Annotated in this window: 15 protein-coding genes; 7 read left to right on the top strand and 8 right to left on the bottom strand. The window is 54.5% G+C overall.

Annotated elements, in window-relative coordinates:
* Positions 1 to 123: 123 nt before the first annotated feature.
* The gene (locus tag PuT2_RS01090) at positions 124 to 1,014 is read right to left on the bottom strand and encodes a LysR family transcriptional regulator (protein WP_093969180.1); all 891 of its coding nucleotides are present in this window, start codon (positions 1,012 to 1,014) and stop codon (positions 124 to 126) included.
* A 157-nt stretch (positions 1,015 to 1,171) separates the two neighbouring features.
* Here PuT2_RS01090 and dctP point away from each other — a divergent pair, with 157 nt between their 5' ends.
* The 5 genes from dctP (at position 1,172) to PuT2_RS01065 (ending at position 6,317) form a co-directional block, all read left to right on the top strand.
* The gene (dctP, locus tag PuT2_RS01085; protein WP_093969179.1) at positions 1,172 to 2,188 is read left to right on the top strand and encodes a TRAP transporter substrate-binding protein DctP; all 1,017 of its coding nucleotides are present in this window, start codon (positions 1,172 to 1,174) and stop codon (positions 2,186 to 2,188) included.
* A gap of 41 nt (positions 2,189 to 2,229) precedes the next feature.
* Positions 2,230 to 3,273 (top strand): aromatic ring-hydroxylating dioxygenase subunit alpha, encoded by a 1,044-nt coding sequence (locus tag PuT2_RS01080; RefSeq protein WP_093969178.1) that lies wholly within the window; start codon positions 2,230 to 2,232, stop codon positions 3,271 to 3,273.
* Entirely contained in the window at positions 3,273 to 4,400 is a 1,128-nt protein-coding gene (locus tag PuT2_RS01075; RefSeq protein ID WP_093969177.1) for an NAD(P)-dependent alcohol dehydrogenase, read from the top strand. The genes PuT2_RS01080 and PuT2_RS01075 overlap by 1 nt, the downstream gene beginning before the upstream one ends.
* A gap of 127 nt (positions 4,401 to 4,527) precedes the next feature.
* Positions 4,528 to 5,031: a TRAP transporter small permease gene (locus PuT2_RS01070; RefSeq protein ID WP_093969176.1), complete on the top strand. Its 504-nt coding sequence runs from the start codon at positions 4,528 to 4,530 to the stop codon at positions 5,029 to 5,031.
* Positions 5,028 to 6,317, top strand: a complete 1,290-nt coding sequence (locus tag PuT2_RS01065) for a TRAP transporter large permease (RefSeq protein WP_093969175.1) — start codon at positions 5,028 to 5,030, stop codon at positions 6,315 to 6,317. Before PuT2_RS01070 ends, PuT2_RS01065 begins: the two co-directional genes overlap by 4 nt.
* 120 nt (positions 6,318 to 6,437) lie before the next feature.
* Here the strand turns inward: PuT2_RS01065 and PuT2_RS01060 are convergent, their stop codons facing one another.
* From PuT2_RS01060 to PuT2_RS01045, 4 genes are all read right to left on the bottom strand, one after another.
* Positions 6,438 to 7,760 (bottom strand): sulfatase, encoded by a 1,323-nt coding sequence (locus tag PuT2_RS01060; RefSeq protein WP_093969174.1) that lies wholly within the window; start codon positions 7,758 to 7,760, stop codon positions 6,438 to 6,440.
* An 84-nt stretch (positions 7,761 to 7,844) separates the two neighbouring features.
* On the bottom strand, positions 7,845 to 9,281 hold the full coding sequence (locus PuT2_RS01055) for an NAD-dependent succinate-semialdehyde dehydrogenase (protein WP_093969173.1): 1,437 nt from the start codon (positions 9,279 to 9,281) through the stop codon (positions 7,845 to 7,847).
* Entirely contained in the window at positions 9,278 to 10,036 is a 759-nt protein-coding gene (locus tag PuT2_RS01050; protein WP_093969172.1) for an SDR family oxidoreductase, read from the bottom strand. Before PuT2_RS01050 ends, PuT2_RS01055 begins: the two co-directional genes overlap by 4 nt.
* A 15-nt stretch (positions 10,037 to 10,051) precedes the next feature.
* On the bottom strand, positions 10,052 to 11,098 hold the full coding sequence (locus tag PuT2_RS01045) for an aromatic ring-hydroxylating dioxygenase subunit alpha (RefSeq protein ID WP_093969171.1): 1,047 nt from the start codon (positions 11,096 to 11,098) through the stop codon (positions 10,052 to 10,054).
* A gap of 120 nt (positions 11,099 to 11,218) precedes the next feature.
* Here PuT2_RS01045 and PuT2_RS01040 point away from each other — a divergent pair, with 120 nt between their 5' ends.
* Positions 11,219 to 12,139, top strand: a complete 921-nt coding sequence (locus PuT2_RS01040) for a LysR substrate-binding domain-containing protein (protein ID WP_093969170.1) — start codon at positions 11,219 to 11,221, stop codon at positions 12,137 to 12,139.
* Entirely contained in the window at positions 12,132 to 12,863 is a 732-nt protein-coding gene (locus PuT2_RS01035; protein ID WP_093969563.1) for a sulfite exporter TauE/SafE family protein, read from the top strand. The genes PuT2_RS01040 and PuT2_RS01035 overlap by 8 nt, the downstream gene beginning before the upstream one ends.
* A gap of 7 nt (positions 12,864 to 12,870) precedes the next feature.
* On the opposite strand, the gene PuT2_RS01030 is transcribed toward PuT2_RS01035, so the two are convergent.
* The 3 genes from PuT2_RS01030 to PuT2_RS01020 all read right to left on the bottom strand — a co-directional run bounded on the left by PuT2_RS01030 (position 12,871) and on the right by PuT2_RS01020 (position 14,363).
* Positions 12,871 to 13,527 (bottom strand): class I SAM-dependent methyltransferase, encoded by a 657-nt coding sequence (locus PuT2_RS01030; RefSeq protein WP_093969169.1) that lies wholly within the window; start codon positions 13,525 to 13,527, stop codon positions 12,871 to 12,873.
* Positions 13,528 to 13,729: 202 nt separating this feature from the next.
* Positions 13,730 to 14,143 carry a PIN domain-containing protein gene (locus PuT2_RS01025; protein WP_093969168.1) on the bottom strand — a complete coding sequence of 138 codons (414 nt, stop codon included), beginning with the start codon at positions 14,141 to 14,143 and terminating at the stop codon, positions 13,730 to 13,732.
* On the bottom strand, positions 14,130 to 14,363 hold the full coding sequence (locus PuT2_RS01020; protein ID WP_093969167.1) for an AbrB/MazE/SpoVT family DNA-binding domain-containing protein: 234 nt from the start codon (positions 14,361 to 14,363) through the stop codon (positions 14,130 to 14,132). The genes PuT2_RS01025 and PuT2_RS01020 overlap by 14 nt, the downstream gene beginning before the upstream one ends.
* Positions 14,364 to 14,521: the final 158 nt, after the last annotated feature.

Below are 14,521 nucleotides of genomic sequence, written 5' to 3'. Positions count from 1 at the left end.
CTATTGCTAAAAGTTGGAAGCCTATTACATATTAAATGCAATTGTTTTCCAGTTTATCTTTTCTGGGCCTAAAAGTAATGTTTTTTATAGCTGTTTTCGTGGCTCGGTAAACGGCAGTGGTGGTTAGTTGTTGGCCGCAAAGCGAATCCAGCTCAACAGTTCTTGCGTAGCCGGAGTCAGAGGGACACTTTCCATGCGAAGGATGCCGATTTGCAGTGTGGGGATGGGCTCTTGAACAGGAATGGCGCACAGGTCGTGGGTATGCTGCGCTCGTTCAAAAATAATATTTGGCAGCGTGGTGACGAAGTTTGAGTCGACTAGAAGGTCGGGTAGCGTCAACAACGACTCGCAAATCATGACTGGTTTTGGGGGCTCAAGGCCTGCTGCGCTAAAAGCTTTTTCTATATGTGCGCCTGGACCCGGTCTTGGGGTTGCGTACAGCCAACGGGCGCTTTGCAGTTCTTCAAGGCGTGTGGCCTTGGCCAAGGGGTTCGATTTATGTGCGGCGATGACAATTTTGCGTTCGCACAAAGGTTCTACGGTCAGGCCCGGCTCAATGTTATCCAGCTCTACCGGTGTCAGGGCAAAGTCAAGCCCGCCCGACCTGAGAGCAGGATTGATCATGGGTGACAGCCCGTCAATGCAATGCACCTTGATTCCTGTGTGTTTGGCCATGAAAGGCCGCAGCGCTTGCGGCAAGATTGTCAATGATATGGCCGGCGCCGAGGACAGCCTGATTTGTCCTTCCCAATGCCCCCGCATCTGCGCGATTTCCTCATTGATACGCTGGCTTTCCGACACGATAAGTTGCGCATGCTGCAGGACGGCGTTGCCATAGGCCGTGAATGTCACCCCGCGCTTAGTGCGTATTAGTAGTGGTGCGCCCACTTCGTCTTCTAGTTGCTGTATGGCCAGAGTAAGGGCCGGCTGCGAGATATGCAGAGCCAGCGCCGCCGCGCGAATACTTCCCATCTCGTTGATCCGCAAAAGGGCTTTGAGCGTTTGAATTTTCATTGGGCTTCACATGCAAGTGGTTGAGGTTGTTTGCGCGCGTGATGGCTAAATTGGCTTATTGGTTTTTCTGATCACAGAGCAATAAAACTGATTTGTTAAGCATACAGAGCCGCATCTATTATGGCTACTCAAAACAAATACATATACGGAGACAAAAATGAAATACAAGCGCCTTTTATCGGCATTGGTTCTATCGGCCTGCGCCCCGTTGGTTGCATCTGCGAAAACAACCACGTTGTTGCTAAACAGCTTTTTGTCGCCCACGCACCCGGTTACCGACATTGTCATCAAGCCTTGGGCTGAGCGTGTCGGTCAGGCGACCGACGGTCGGGTGAAAGTTGACGTGGCACCTGCGAGTCTTGCGGCGCCGCATCAGCAATTGCCCAGCGTGACCAAGGGGGTTTTTGATGTGGCGTATCAGTTTCATGGCTTGTTGACCGAGCAGGCCAAGCTTAACCAAATCGCCCACCTGCCCTTTGTGAACACGACCTCGCGGGGGAGTTCGGTTGCCTTATGGCGCACCTACCAAGAACACTTTGCCAAAGTCAACGAACTGGCCGACGTTCAGGTGCTGGGTATGTTTGTGTTACCGCCCGGTGTCATGTTCGGCATGAAAGGCCCAATCAACGGCATTGACAATCTCAAAGGTCAAAAAGTCTATTCCATCCCGGGCGTTCCTGCCAAGGTGGTCGAGGCAGCTGGTGCCGGCGTTGTGGTTGCCCCTGCAGCCCGGAGTTACGAAGCGATTTCGGGCCGAACGGTCGATGCTTTCGTCGGCTACTCGGTCTCGGACGCCGATGGTCTTAAAACGGTGTCTTACGCCACTGACGTTACCGATGTGACAGGAAGCCTGACAGCGCCGTCGTTTGTCTTGTTCATCAATAAAAAGCGTTGGGCGGCGCTTTCGCAGGCTGATCGCGAAGCGATCTCGGCGATTAGCGGTGAAGCGCTTGCACAAAGCATGAAGGTATATGACGAGCTTGAAACGTCGGCGCGTGCCAAGGCGGCCGCAAGTGGTACGAAGTTTCATCTGGCCGACGAATCTTTCACAAAAGATCTTCATGCGTTGGCCAAACCTATTACCCAAGCCTGGCTTGATGACGCCGAAAAGCTAGGCGTGAACGGTCAGGAAGCGCTCGAATTCTATAAAACCCAGGCCGAAGCGAACAAGTAAAGGCTCGTCGGCTCACCCGCTTCAATCATTAGGTGGATATTATGTTTATCAAGAACGCTTGGTACGTGGCCGCAACGGCCCCCGAATGTACCGAAAAACCTCTCGCCCGCACATTGCTGAACGAAAAAGTGGTGCTTTTTCGTCTGTCCGACGGTACGGCCGTAGCGCTTGAAGATCGGTGCTGTCATCGTCTTGCCCCCTTGTCGCTGGGTGACGTCGAAGAGGGCGGTATCCGTTGTCGTTATCACGGCATGAAGTTTGACGCTCAGGGCGATTGCGTAGAAATTCCCGGGCAAGACGTGATTCCGCCAGGTATGTGTGTACGTCGCTTCCCGCTGGTGGAGCAGCATGGCTTTTTATGGATCTGGTTGGGTGACCCGGAGCTGGCTAGTCGCGACGAGATTGTTGATGTGCACTGGAACAATGCGCCAGACTGGCCGACTGCTAGCGGTTATATCCACTACAAGGCAAATTACCAGCTCATCGCCGATAACCTGCTCGATTTCTCGCACCTGACGTTTGTGCACCGAACCACGCTCGGCAATAGCGAGTTTCCCAATGCTCGTCCCGAAATTACGTCATTCGATCGCGGCATCAAGTTGAATCGGGTGATTCGTAATTGTCAGCCTTCGCCATTGCATGCCATGGCGGGTAAGTTTACAGGCCCTGTCGACTTCTGGAATCGTCAAATTTGGTGGTTGCCATCCGTTTTTGAGAACTGGGCCGGCTCGGTATCTGCTGGCGACGACGATGCGCCTCACGAACGGCCGGGCGGTTTGCATTTGCGTCATTTTTCGTTGTTAACGCCCGAAACCGAGCAAACCACACATTACTTCTGGATTCAGCCGTGCCAATTTCCGCATGATGACCTAGGCATTATTGAAAAGGTAGGTATCGGTATGTCGACCGCGTTTGCCGAAGATCGTTGGGTAATAGAAGCTCAACAAGAGGTCATGAACAGTGCGCCAGAGGTCAAGCCTAAAGCCGTACGAAGCGATGCTGCGCTGGGCCGGGTTCGGGCCATGATTGATCGTCTTATCGATCAGGAATCAAGACTGGTTCACGAAAGTGTGCAGGACGCATAATGACTGCCACATTAAAGATAAATGCGGCGGTTTTGAACGCGCCGAATCAGGCGCTCACTATCGAGGTGCTTGACATCGAGCCGCCACGCGATAACGAGATTCGAGTAAAGCTGGTGGCAACCGGCGTTTGTCATACTGATATTTCCGTGATGCGTCGCCCGTTCCCTGTCGAACAACCGATGGTGCTTGGCCACGAAGGGGCTGGTATTGTCGAGGCTGTGGGTAAGTCGGTGACCAAAGTCAAAGTGGGCGACCGAGTGGTGATGAGCTTTAATTCTTGCGGCCACTGCGGCAGTTGTCATGCACATGCCGAAAGCTATTGCACGAACTTTTTCGGAACCAACTTTTTAGGTCAGCGTCCAGACGGATCAACGGCGTTGTCTCGAGGCGGTCAGCCAGTGCGCCACAATTTCTTTGGCCAATCGTCGTTTGCGACATATTCGATTTGTACCGAGCGCAACGTCGTTAAAGTCCCCGACACCGTGTCATCCGAGGTGTTTGAAATGCTCGGTCCTTTGGGCTGTGGTATTCAGACCGGTGCCGGCGCGATTATCAATGTGCTTAAACCAGGCTTAGCCGAATCGGTGGTCGTTTTCGGCACGGGTGCCGTGGGCTTGTCGGCCTTGATGGCTGCCAAGGCTTTGGGGGCAGCCACGATTGTGGCGGTTGATCGCGTTGCTGAACGACTTGCTTTGGCCACAGAACTAGGTGCAACCCACACTGTGCTTGCCGATGGCAGCAGCGATGTTGTGGTGGAAATTGCTCGGGTCACCGGTGGCGGCGCTAATGTCAGTCTTGATACGACTGCGGTCACTGCGGTGTTGCGGCAAGCCATTGACTGCCTTGCGCCACTAGGGCGCTGCGGTTTTGTAGGGGGCGCTCCGGTCGGGTCGGTGCTTGAAGTTGATGTGCGCGATGTGATGCTGAATGGCAAAACTTTGCGGGGCATTGTCGAGGGCGACTCCAACGCCGATGTCTTCATTCCCAAACTCATCGAAATGCAAGCGTTGGGGCGCTTCCCGTTTGAACGGCTGGTACGCATGTACCCGTTTGGGCAAATCAATGAAGCGATTGAAGATGCTATTTCGGGCAAGACAGTAAAGCCGGTACTTCGTTTTGCACACTAACTTATTATCCGCAAGTACGTCAACGGTCTGCGGACGGAATGCTGGATCGTGATTCGATGGTGCGGTTAGCCGTTCTGCAGGCCGTGCTCGAACCGTTCTTGGTGCTGTGTTTTGAAAAGGGCTTTTCATGAATTTGAATACCGGATCTGAAACGACGGGCGCGGGTCTGTTGGAGCGCACTCTTGGGTTGCTTTGCGCCATCCCCGTTGCCATCATTGTGGTGCTCACGTTTATCGATGTGTTTGCCCGATATTTATTTTCTGCCCCGGTAAAGGGCAGTATGGAAATTATCGAGTATTCGATGGCGTTGGTTATTTTTATTGCCTTGCCGCTGGTCACACGAAGCCGTCAGCATGTCAGCGTTAGCCTCGTTGACGGGTGGGTGAAAGGTGGCGTGCGACGCCTGAAAATGGTGCTTTGCGACGGTCTGAGCATGGGGGCGTTGCTTTTGTTGTCGTGGCGTCTTTGGGTGCAAGCCACTGAAGATCTCGATGCCGGTAATCGTACTGAAGTTCTTAATCTGCCATTTGCGCCTCTGAGCTTTTCATTGGCGACTCTGGCTGCAATCTCGGCATTATTGGCGTTGGGCCTGATGTGGCGCGGAGTGCAAGGCAAAGAGGGGTCAGAATGACTATTGCATTAATTGGATTTTGCGTTGTTTTTTTATTGGCCTTTGCTGGAGTGCCGTTGGCTTTTTCGCTTTTATTGGCGGGGGTGGGCGGATATGCAGCTTTGCGGGGGATAGACCCGGCGCTGTACATGCTTGGGCAAATCGTTGTTGATTCTTCTGCAAATTACGGCATGTCAGTGTTGCCCATGTTCATTCTCATGGGTTTGTTTGTTCATAAAGCGGACATCAGTGCCGAGCTTTACGATGCAGCGTATGCGTGGCTGGGGCATTTGCGTGGAGGGTTGGCCCACGCCACAGTGGCCGCGTGCGGATTGTTTGCCGCCATTTCGGGTAGTTCCATTGCTACGGCCGCAACCATGACCAAAGTGGCCATGCCGCCCATGCGTCGCCTAGGGTACAACGACAAGTTGTCTACGGGCTCGGTAGCTTCCGGTGGGGTGCTTGGTGTTTTGATTCCACCTTCTGTGCCGTTGGTGATCTTCGGGTTGCTTACCGAGACCGACATTCGTCTGCTGTTTATTGCGGCAATCGTGCCGGGCATTTTGTTGCTTGTGTTTTTTATCGCTACGGTCTGGTTTACCGTCTTGATGCGTCCAGACCTCGGGCCGCGTGGCGAAAGCATGCCTTACAAGCAACGGTTCATTGCCCTTAAAGGCGTCTGGTCGACCTTGTTGCTGTTTGTGCTGGTCATGGGTGGGCTGTATGGCGGTGTATTTACAGCTACTGAGTGCGCAGGCATTGGCGCCATGGGCGCCTTCCTTATTGGGTTGGCCCGCCGAAAAATGACGCTGCGGATTTTGCTCGAGTGCCTGAAAGAAACCGCCGTAACGACGGCGATGATTTTTGTCATTGTCTTTGGTGCGCTGGTGTTCGCTAATTTTATTACCTTGTCTGGCATGACGGCGCAGTTGGTCGAGTGGATACAAACCAGTGGCTTTTCAACCTTGGGTGTATTACTGGCGATGGTTGCGATTTATCTGCTATTGGGCGCGCTGATGGAAGTCATGAGCGTACTGTTGCTGACGGCACCGGTGTTTACTGTAGTGGCCATTGATATGGGCATAAATCCGGTTTGGTTTGGCGTTTTTGTGGTGGTCATGGTGGAACTGGGGATGTTGACCCCACCGGTAGGCATGAATGTGTTCACAGTCAAGTCGTTGCTGCCCGATGTGCCTTTATCTACGATTTATCGTGGTGTGGCACCTTTCATTGTCGCTAATCTGTTGTTGATCGCCGTGATTATGGCTTGGCCCGGTTTGGTGCTGGCGCCATTGCAATGGTTTTAGGTCTTAGCGGTACAGCAGTCATCAACTTGGAGCTGCAATTAAAGTTTGTGTAGGGTGCAAAAAAGCCGATGTCGCGTCAAAGCGGCATCGGCTTTTTTGCGGCGTCTATGGCCGACGCGGCTAGCGCTGCGGCATATCCTTGTACGAATACCCTAGGCTAACCATGGCGTCCTCTGGGATGGTGGGGATGCTGGTGTTCCATTCCAGCCAATGCGCGCGCATTTGTGCAAGGCGGCCGGGTTCGCGTTTTCCTTGGTTGGAGCGTTCGCGTTCGTCGGCCTTTAGGTTGAACAGATATTCCGCATCGTCTACTTTCAGATATTTCCAATCGCCCATGCGCAAAGCACGTTGACTGCGATGGTTCATGCGCCAGTACAAAGGACGTTCGAAGGTATCTGAGGGATTTTTCAGTACTTGTTCCAGCGATATACCGTCTAGCGGGTAGGCTGGGTGGGGTTTACCGTCGCCAAGATAGAGCATGGTCGCCGACCAGTCCATGGTCATGCAATGTTGTGTCGACACCGTATTTGCAGGAATGACGGCTGGCCAGCGAGCGATCCAGGGGACGCGAATTCCCCCTTCGGTCAGGTCCATTTTGCCGCCGACCAATGGCCAGTTGTCGCTGAAGCGCTCACCGCCATTGTCGCTGGTAAAGACGACCAGGGTGTTTTGATCCAGCCCCTGCGTGCGCAGCGCGCTCATGATCCAGCCAATACCTTCGTCCATGTGGTGAATCATCTTTCGGTAGCTATCGACGTTGCCGCCATCCAGATGGAACAGGTTCTTGGCGATCTCGGGTGCGACGTGAGCATCGTCGCGAGTTTCCCAGGGCCAGTGAGGCGCGGTGTAATGCAAGCTCAGGAAGAAAGGTTTGCCTGCTTTGGCATCGGGTGCCATGCGCTCGATGTAATCAACGGCCCGGTTCGACAGCACGTCGGTCAGGTAGCCAACCTCTTTGTGCTCTTCCTCGTCAATGTACAGGTCGTGATCACCCGTACTGCTGCAGTGGGTAAAGTAGTCGACGCCCCCGGCCATAATGCCGAAAAACTCGTCATAGCCCGACCGTAACGGGCCGAACGATGGCGGATACCCTAGATGCCACTTGCCAATTAACGCCGTGTTATAGCCGGCTTCGCCCAGTAACCGGGGTAGCGTCGGTAGTTCGGGCGGCAGCCCAAGTGTTGTGCTGCCCTTGCTGCGGCTACTAATGGGCTCTTCGAGGCCAGCCCGAACGTGATATTGATAGCGCATCGTCATGAGCGCAAAGCGTGTGGGCGAACACACCGGTGAGTTGGCATAACCCTGGGTGAATTTCACGCCTTCGGCGGCTAATTGGTCAATATGAGGTGACACCGGCCCGAATTGGGCCTCCCGCCCGCCATAGCAGCCTAGGTCAGCGTAACCCAGGTCGTCCGAAACAATATAGATAATGTTGGGTTTCATGAAATATTCCGTAAATGTCAAAAGGCGCCGGCCTCTTTAGTGCAATACTGCCTAATCGAGGTACGACGCCTTGGAGCGACGAAGTTAGCTGACGTAATGCACGAAGCGGCTGTCAAGAAAAGCTTCCATGCCTTCAATGCCCGATTCACTGCCGTAGCCGCTGTCTTTAACACCACCAAAGGGTGCTTCGGGAACCGAAACGCCAACGCCGTTAATGGCCAGGCTGCCCACCTCAAGATTTTGCGTTACCGTATGGATGCTGGCGGCGGAGTCTGTGAACAGGTATCCGGCCAGCCCATATTCGCTTTGGTTGGCTAGCGCAATGGCTTCGTCAAGCGTGTCAAAAGGCACCAGGCAGGCGACTGGGCCAAACGGCTCTTCGCGCATGGCGGGGGCGCTTTGCGGTACATCGACCAACAGCGTGGGCGAAACGAAGCAACCTTCGTCGGGGGCTGTCGCCGAAATGCGTTGCGCGCCCGCCGCCACGGTACGGTCAATCAGGTCGAGCAAAGCTTGCTTGCGTCGCGCGTTGGCCACCGGCCCCATTTGCGTTTGCGCGTCGAGCCCCGACCCCAGGCGTAAAGCAGACGCAGCCTTGCCGAATAGATCGACAAACTGGTCGTAGCACTGGCGGGCCACAAAGAACCGGGTGGGAGAAAGACATGCCTGCCCAGCATTACGGAACTTGTGTGTGGCAAGCAGATCTACGGCACGTTTCAGGTCGGCGTCGCTACAGATAATGACGGGGGCATGCCCGCCCAACTCAAGGGTGATACGTTTTAGATGATGAGCCGACAGTTCAGCCAGATGTCGCCCGACAGGTACCGAGCCTGTAAAACTGACTTTGCGGATAACGGGTGATTCGATGAGGGTTTGCGAGACGTCGGGCGGGTTACCATAGACCAGTTGCAAAACGCCTTCAGGCAACGCGTGATTCAGGCAATCGACCATGGCCGCAACGCTGGCGGGCGTTTCTTCCGCCCCTTTCAAAATGATGGTGCAGCCCGCAGCCAGTGCGCCGCCGAGCTTTCTGGCTGACAGCACCAGTGGGAAATTCCAGGGTGAAAATGCTGCGACGGGGCCGACGGGCTGCTTTTGTACTTCCATCCGGCTGTTAGGTAAACGCGAGGGAATAATCCGGCCATAGATCCGGCGCGCCTCTTCGGCATACCATTTGACCAGGTCGGCTGCCATTTGGCATTCGGCCCGCGCCTCGGCAAGGGGTTTGCCTTGTTCCAGCGTCAGTAAATGCGCAATATGTTCGGTGTTTTCTCGAATACGCGTTACGCCGCGCTCCAGTCGCTCACAACGCTCGTGTGCGCTGGTTTGTCGCCAAACGTTGAAGGCTGCTTGGGTTGCCGCAAGCGCTTCGTTCAGGTCGTCTTTGCTGGCTAGTGTCAGCTCGTCAAGTGCCTGCATGTTGGCTGGGTTGGTGATCAAATTGCGGTTGGTGTCCCGACCTTCTCTCCATTGGCCGGCGATCAGTAGTTTGGGGGCGCTGTACGAAAATGGCGTTGTCATATGTTTCTTCCTCCGTCGACATCCAGACATACGCCCGTCATAAAGCTTGCGTCGTCCGATGCCAAAAACTTTACGGCACCCGCAACGTCGTCCGGGCGCGTGAAACGGCCCAACGGGATGCGGGCCAGAAATTTTTCCCGATTGGCGGGTGTGTCTTCCATGCCCATGAAAGATGCCATCAGGGGCGTTTCGCCAATCATGGGGTTGACTGCGTTGATGCGAACCCCCGATTTGGCAAACTCAAGCGCGAGTCCTTTGGTCACGTTGATCATGGCAGCCTTGCTTGAGCTGTACCAGGTTAGGCCCGGTCCGGGGCGTACGCCTGTTGTTGAGGCGACGTTGATCATCACGCCATGCCCTTGAGTGGCAAAGCAGGGCAGTACGCATTGCGCTGACCAGAAAATGCTTTTCAGGTTTACTCGGAAGACGAAGTCGAATTCGTCTTCGGTGACGGAGAGGGCCGGCTTGTTATGATGTGTTGTGCCCGCATTGTTCACGACAATATCGAGTCCACCAAAGGTCGCCTGTGTCGCGTCGACGACAGCTTGGTAGTCGTGATGAAGTGCGACGTCGCACTTGCGCCAGTCGACGCGGCCGCCTGCTTGCGACAGTTGTTGGGCTGTCTGCTTGGCAAGATCCTCATTCAGGTCGGCCAGCATGACGGCGCATCCGTCTTGCGACAGGCGTTTGGCAATGGCTGCGCCAAAGCCAGATGCACCACCCGTCACGATGGCGACTTTTCCTTTAAAGCTCATCGGGTTTCCTTGGAGTTAGTTTGTGTTTTCTGTGTCGGCTTCGTGGGCCAGCTTGCGATCAATCAGCCAGCGCGCCTGATTCAGTCCGGCGTCAGCAGCGATAGGCAAGAACGGACGATCTGGAGTCAGGTTTAGGATTTTTTGCTGTGCTTCGATCATGGTTCGATCTTCTTCAAACGCTTCAACGACGCTCTGATAGATTTTTTCGGTCAGACTGTCGTCATCCAGCTCGAAATTCCTGGCCTGACAGAACCAGTAGTGGCTGGTGTTCTCGGTTTCGGGCGTTTGAATCGATGTGTGTCGGAACTGCAGAGCCAAGGGCACCCGGGTGCCTTCAGGCGCTCCTGTGCCTACCGGAGAAGATCCTGCGTCCATGCGCAGACAAGCGGGGGGTGACCATTGGTAGATTTGCCATCGGTCAACTTTCCCGTTGAATTGTGCGACTTTCTTGTGCAGGTTGGGCATCTCGTCATCCAGATACCACCGGGAGATCGTCAGAGTGCCGTTGCCATTCATGTCGCGTTCAATTTTTGGCCGGAGCTCGGCTGCACTCTCGGTTCCTAGTGTTGTGGGGTGTACCCAGGCTAAATGTGAGAAGTCGAGCAGGTTATCGATGATGAGTTGATAATTAGCCTGGTAATGAATGTAGCCAGGCTTCATGCGCCATTGCGGCGAGTCGTGCCAGAAATAGTCCAGGATATCGTCCGGGTTTGCGGTTTCTGCATTGCCCATCCAGATCCAAACCAGTCGGTTGCGTTCTACAACCGGGTAGCTACGAATGCGTGTCTTTGGCGGGACCTGGCTTTGGCCGGGTACTTCGACACACTGGCCCGAGGGGTCGAATTTCAGTCCGTGGTACATGCAGCGTACGCAGTCGCCCTCTTTGCGACCAAGGTGTAGCGGGGCTCCCCGGTGGCAGCAGCGATTTTCGAGCGCTACAACTTTGCCTTGGGTGTCCCGATAAAGCAAGACAGGTTGATTTAGCAGGGTCCGGGCAAGCATCCCTTCTTCGGGTACTTCAATGTCCCAGGCCGCGACATACCAGCAGTTTTGAATGAACATGCGAGTCTCCTTGAGTCTTTTTTATGAGCTGTTGTCCAATACTAGTGTCTGTAGAGTGAAAGATACAAATCTAATTTTTTTGGTTATGATCAGAAAAATTGATCATAAAAAGCGACGCGCATGAAGCTTAAAACTTTGCAGGCCCTGCTGTGCATCGAAGAGGTCGGAAGCCTTAGGGCAGCGGCACAGCAGTTGCATATGTCCCAACCTGCGCTTAGCGCCGCCATACAGCAACTCGAGCAGTCTTTGCATGCGCCGTTGCTAGTGCGTAGCAAACGAGGTGTGACGCTGTCGCACTTTGGACAGGCCTTTATCAAGCACGCCAGGCTGATTGTGGCCGAGGCGCAACGGGCGCAAGATGAAATGCAGCAGTTACGGGGGCGCTGGGAAGGCAACATCACGTTCGCCACGTCGCCAGCTATTGCCTTGTCGGCACTACCGCAGGCGTTGTCCAGTTTCAGCAACGAATACCCTGAAGTGGTGGTGCGAGTTCGTGATGGCCTATATCCCGGTATTTCCGCCAGCTTGCGCGATGGCAGCCTTGATTTCGCGTTGACGGCCGCTCATCGGTACGATCTCGAGCAAGATCTGGTGGCCGAGGCCTTGTACGCCAGCCAGATCGTCATCGTCGCACGCGACAATCACCCATTAATCAACGCCAAACGGTTAAGCGATCTGCAAGATTGCCGCTGGGTCTTCTCGAGTGCGCCACGCGGCCCGGGCGCCATTATCGAAGAGGCTTTCAGGCATTATGGCTTGCCGGCACCGCGTATGGGTATGGTGTGTGAATCGTTTCTGGCGCTACCGGGCATCGTTGCCCATTCGGACTGGTTGACCACTATGCCTCGCGCTTTATACGAGCGCAATGCGTTCTCTGCGGCGTTGCGTCAGATCAATATAGAAGAAACGGTGCCCAGTGCAGTTGTGTATGTATTGCGCCGTTTCGATTTGCCTCTTACTCCAGCCGCCGAAGCACTTGTGCGTTGGATTCAGCATCACGCTCAAAGTCTGGAAGCGATCAAGCCTGATGATATTGTCTGAGTTTTTGTTTCCTGCCCTGGCGCTGTGCGCTGGCTATTTGGTGCTGGGCATTACCGGCTTTGGTTCTGCATTGGTTGTTGTCCCGCTGCTGGCTAATTATTGGCCACTTGCCGAGGTGGTGGCCCTGGCAATATTGCTGGATATTGCCGCATCCATCTTGCACGGTGGCCTGAATATAAAACAGGTTCAGTGGTCGTCGCTGACACGGTTGTTACCGGGTATGGCGGTTGGTACTTTTCTAGGGATATGGTTGCTGGGCGAGCTGGACAAACGATGGCCACTATTTTTTTTGGGGGTATATGTGGCCGTTGTAGGCTTACGTGCTTTATTGCCCATCCGGCGTCCGGCAATCCCCCCCGGGGTGGGCTGGGTGCATTTCGCTGGTCTGCTCATTGGTGTCATTGAGGTCATGTTTGCAACGGCAGGTCCCGCAGTTGTGGCTTGGTTGCAGCGATGCGCGGGTAGCGTTGCTGCAGTGCGCGCTACTGTGCCGGTCGTGATGGTGTTGGCTGGGTCAATTGCCGTGAGTGTGCTGTGGTTTGACGGGCAATTCAGTTTTGCAGTGGTTGGCCCACGCTGGCTGTTGGGGGCGCCTATTGCGTTGCTGGCGGTTGTGGTGGGCAACCGGCTGGCGGGGCGTATTCCACCACCCCTCATGGGTCGGCTGCTGGCTGCCCTTTTAATGATCAGCGGGTTTTCTTTGATGCGGCATTTGTGGGTGTAACTTGCGTTTATTTACATTGACTACTGGCTGTGTCTGTCATCCGGGTAATACAAAAAACGCATGCCGGGGGCAGGTTTTTAACCACAAAAGCTGTTAGCCGGCTGGTCAGGCCCAGTGCGTTTAGTGTGCGCGTCGACACTGGACAAGTCGCGCCATAGGTAAACAAGTACAGTGCGCCTTCTGGACGCATCGCGTCGAAAGTGGCTTTAAGCATTTGCGCATGAACGCTGCGGTTCATATTGCGCAAGGGCAGACCGCACACCGTGGCGACAATATCGCGCTGGGTCGTGTCGTAGTGCAAATGCAAGGTTTGGGCCGGTATTTGCAGCAAGGTAGATTGGGGAAACCTGCGGCGCAACCTGGCAGCCAGCGCCGCGTCTTGTTCGACCAGGATAAGGTCGGCAGGGTCAAACCCTCTGGTCAGCATATATTGGGTGAAAGCTCCTGTGCCGCTGCCCAGTTCGAGAACTTTACCGGAACCCGGCTGTAGATGAGCCGTGATGGCGGCCGCCAGCGCTCGGCTCGAGGGCAGGATGGCACCGATGCCCAACGGGTTTTTGGCAAAAGCCTGCACAAACTGTACGTGATCTTGCAGCCATTTCAGGCGGCTGTCGGTGTCTTGCGTTGTCTTGGCTACGGTTTCGTGCGCTGACGGTGAAGACATGGTGCGTCGTCCTTTTTTGGGTTTGGCGATAGCCTGGGCCGTCTGGCCTGTTTCGAACTATAAGCTAAATGCTCGCAAGAATCGATCGGCTTTGTAAACAGATGTCAGCCTTGCTGCGGTACAACGCTGTCCCGTTCTGGTACCGGTTTATGTCATTTCCTGCGGTTTTTGCGTAATGCGGCTTTGTCGGTAGCTGCGGGCGCTATTTGAAAGGATTCTTGACGCTAATTTGTTGATCTGGCAACCGCAGCCCGTTATGCATGTCTTCGGTGTACAAAGTGTGGCAGCCCGCATCGGCTGCAGCCGCCACAATGCAGGCATCGTAAAACGGCAATTGATACCGCGCCGAAATTGTCCTGCCTTGGTCGTGGATGGTTTCGGTAAGGGGCACAACCTTGCAAAAGCCCCGTACCAGTGTCAGAAACTGGGTAATGTCGTCCCACGTCATTTGCAGCTTGCGCCTGCATACGTGAGCCACTTCGTTAAGCACTTGTACGCTGATCACCGGGCCGGCCGCCAGCAGATGTTCGGCCTGATCGGCCTTCTGAGGGTCGGTCGAGAGCAGATACAGAATGACATTACTGTCAAGAAAATGCCCAAATTTAGTCGCGCGCATTGGCTTGTTCGCGGTCGAAGTGGAAGTCGGCGGGCAGCTTCCCCCGGAACGCATGCAAGCGTTTCAGTAATTGGTCGGCGCCTGGCTTTTTACGTACTGCAAAGGTTCTTGAGTCATCAATAATAATTTCAATGTCGTCGCCTTCCCGCAGCTCAAGTGCCTCGACCAGACTGGCAGGGAGGCGTACCGCAAGGCTATTGCCCCATTTTGCAACTTGCATGATGAGTCTCCTGTTTTGGATATACATTTTAATTGTATATCTTGGCTGTAAGAAGGCAACAGGCAAATATGTCACCGCCACGGGTCGGAAAGCGCTAATTGGGGCAGGTTGTGCACGCGGATCCAATATGCGAGATTCTGCTGTTGTCATTTCCTGCG

Source organism: Pusillimonas sp. T2, from assembly GCF_002236805.1.
Lineage (GTDB): Bacteria > Pseudomonadota > Gammaproteobacteria > Burkholderiales > Burkholderiaceae_B > Neopusillimonas.
The sequence above is the reverse complement of the archived record's forward strand: the minus strand, read 5'-3'. Positions and strand labels throughout refer to the sequence as shown.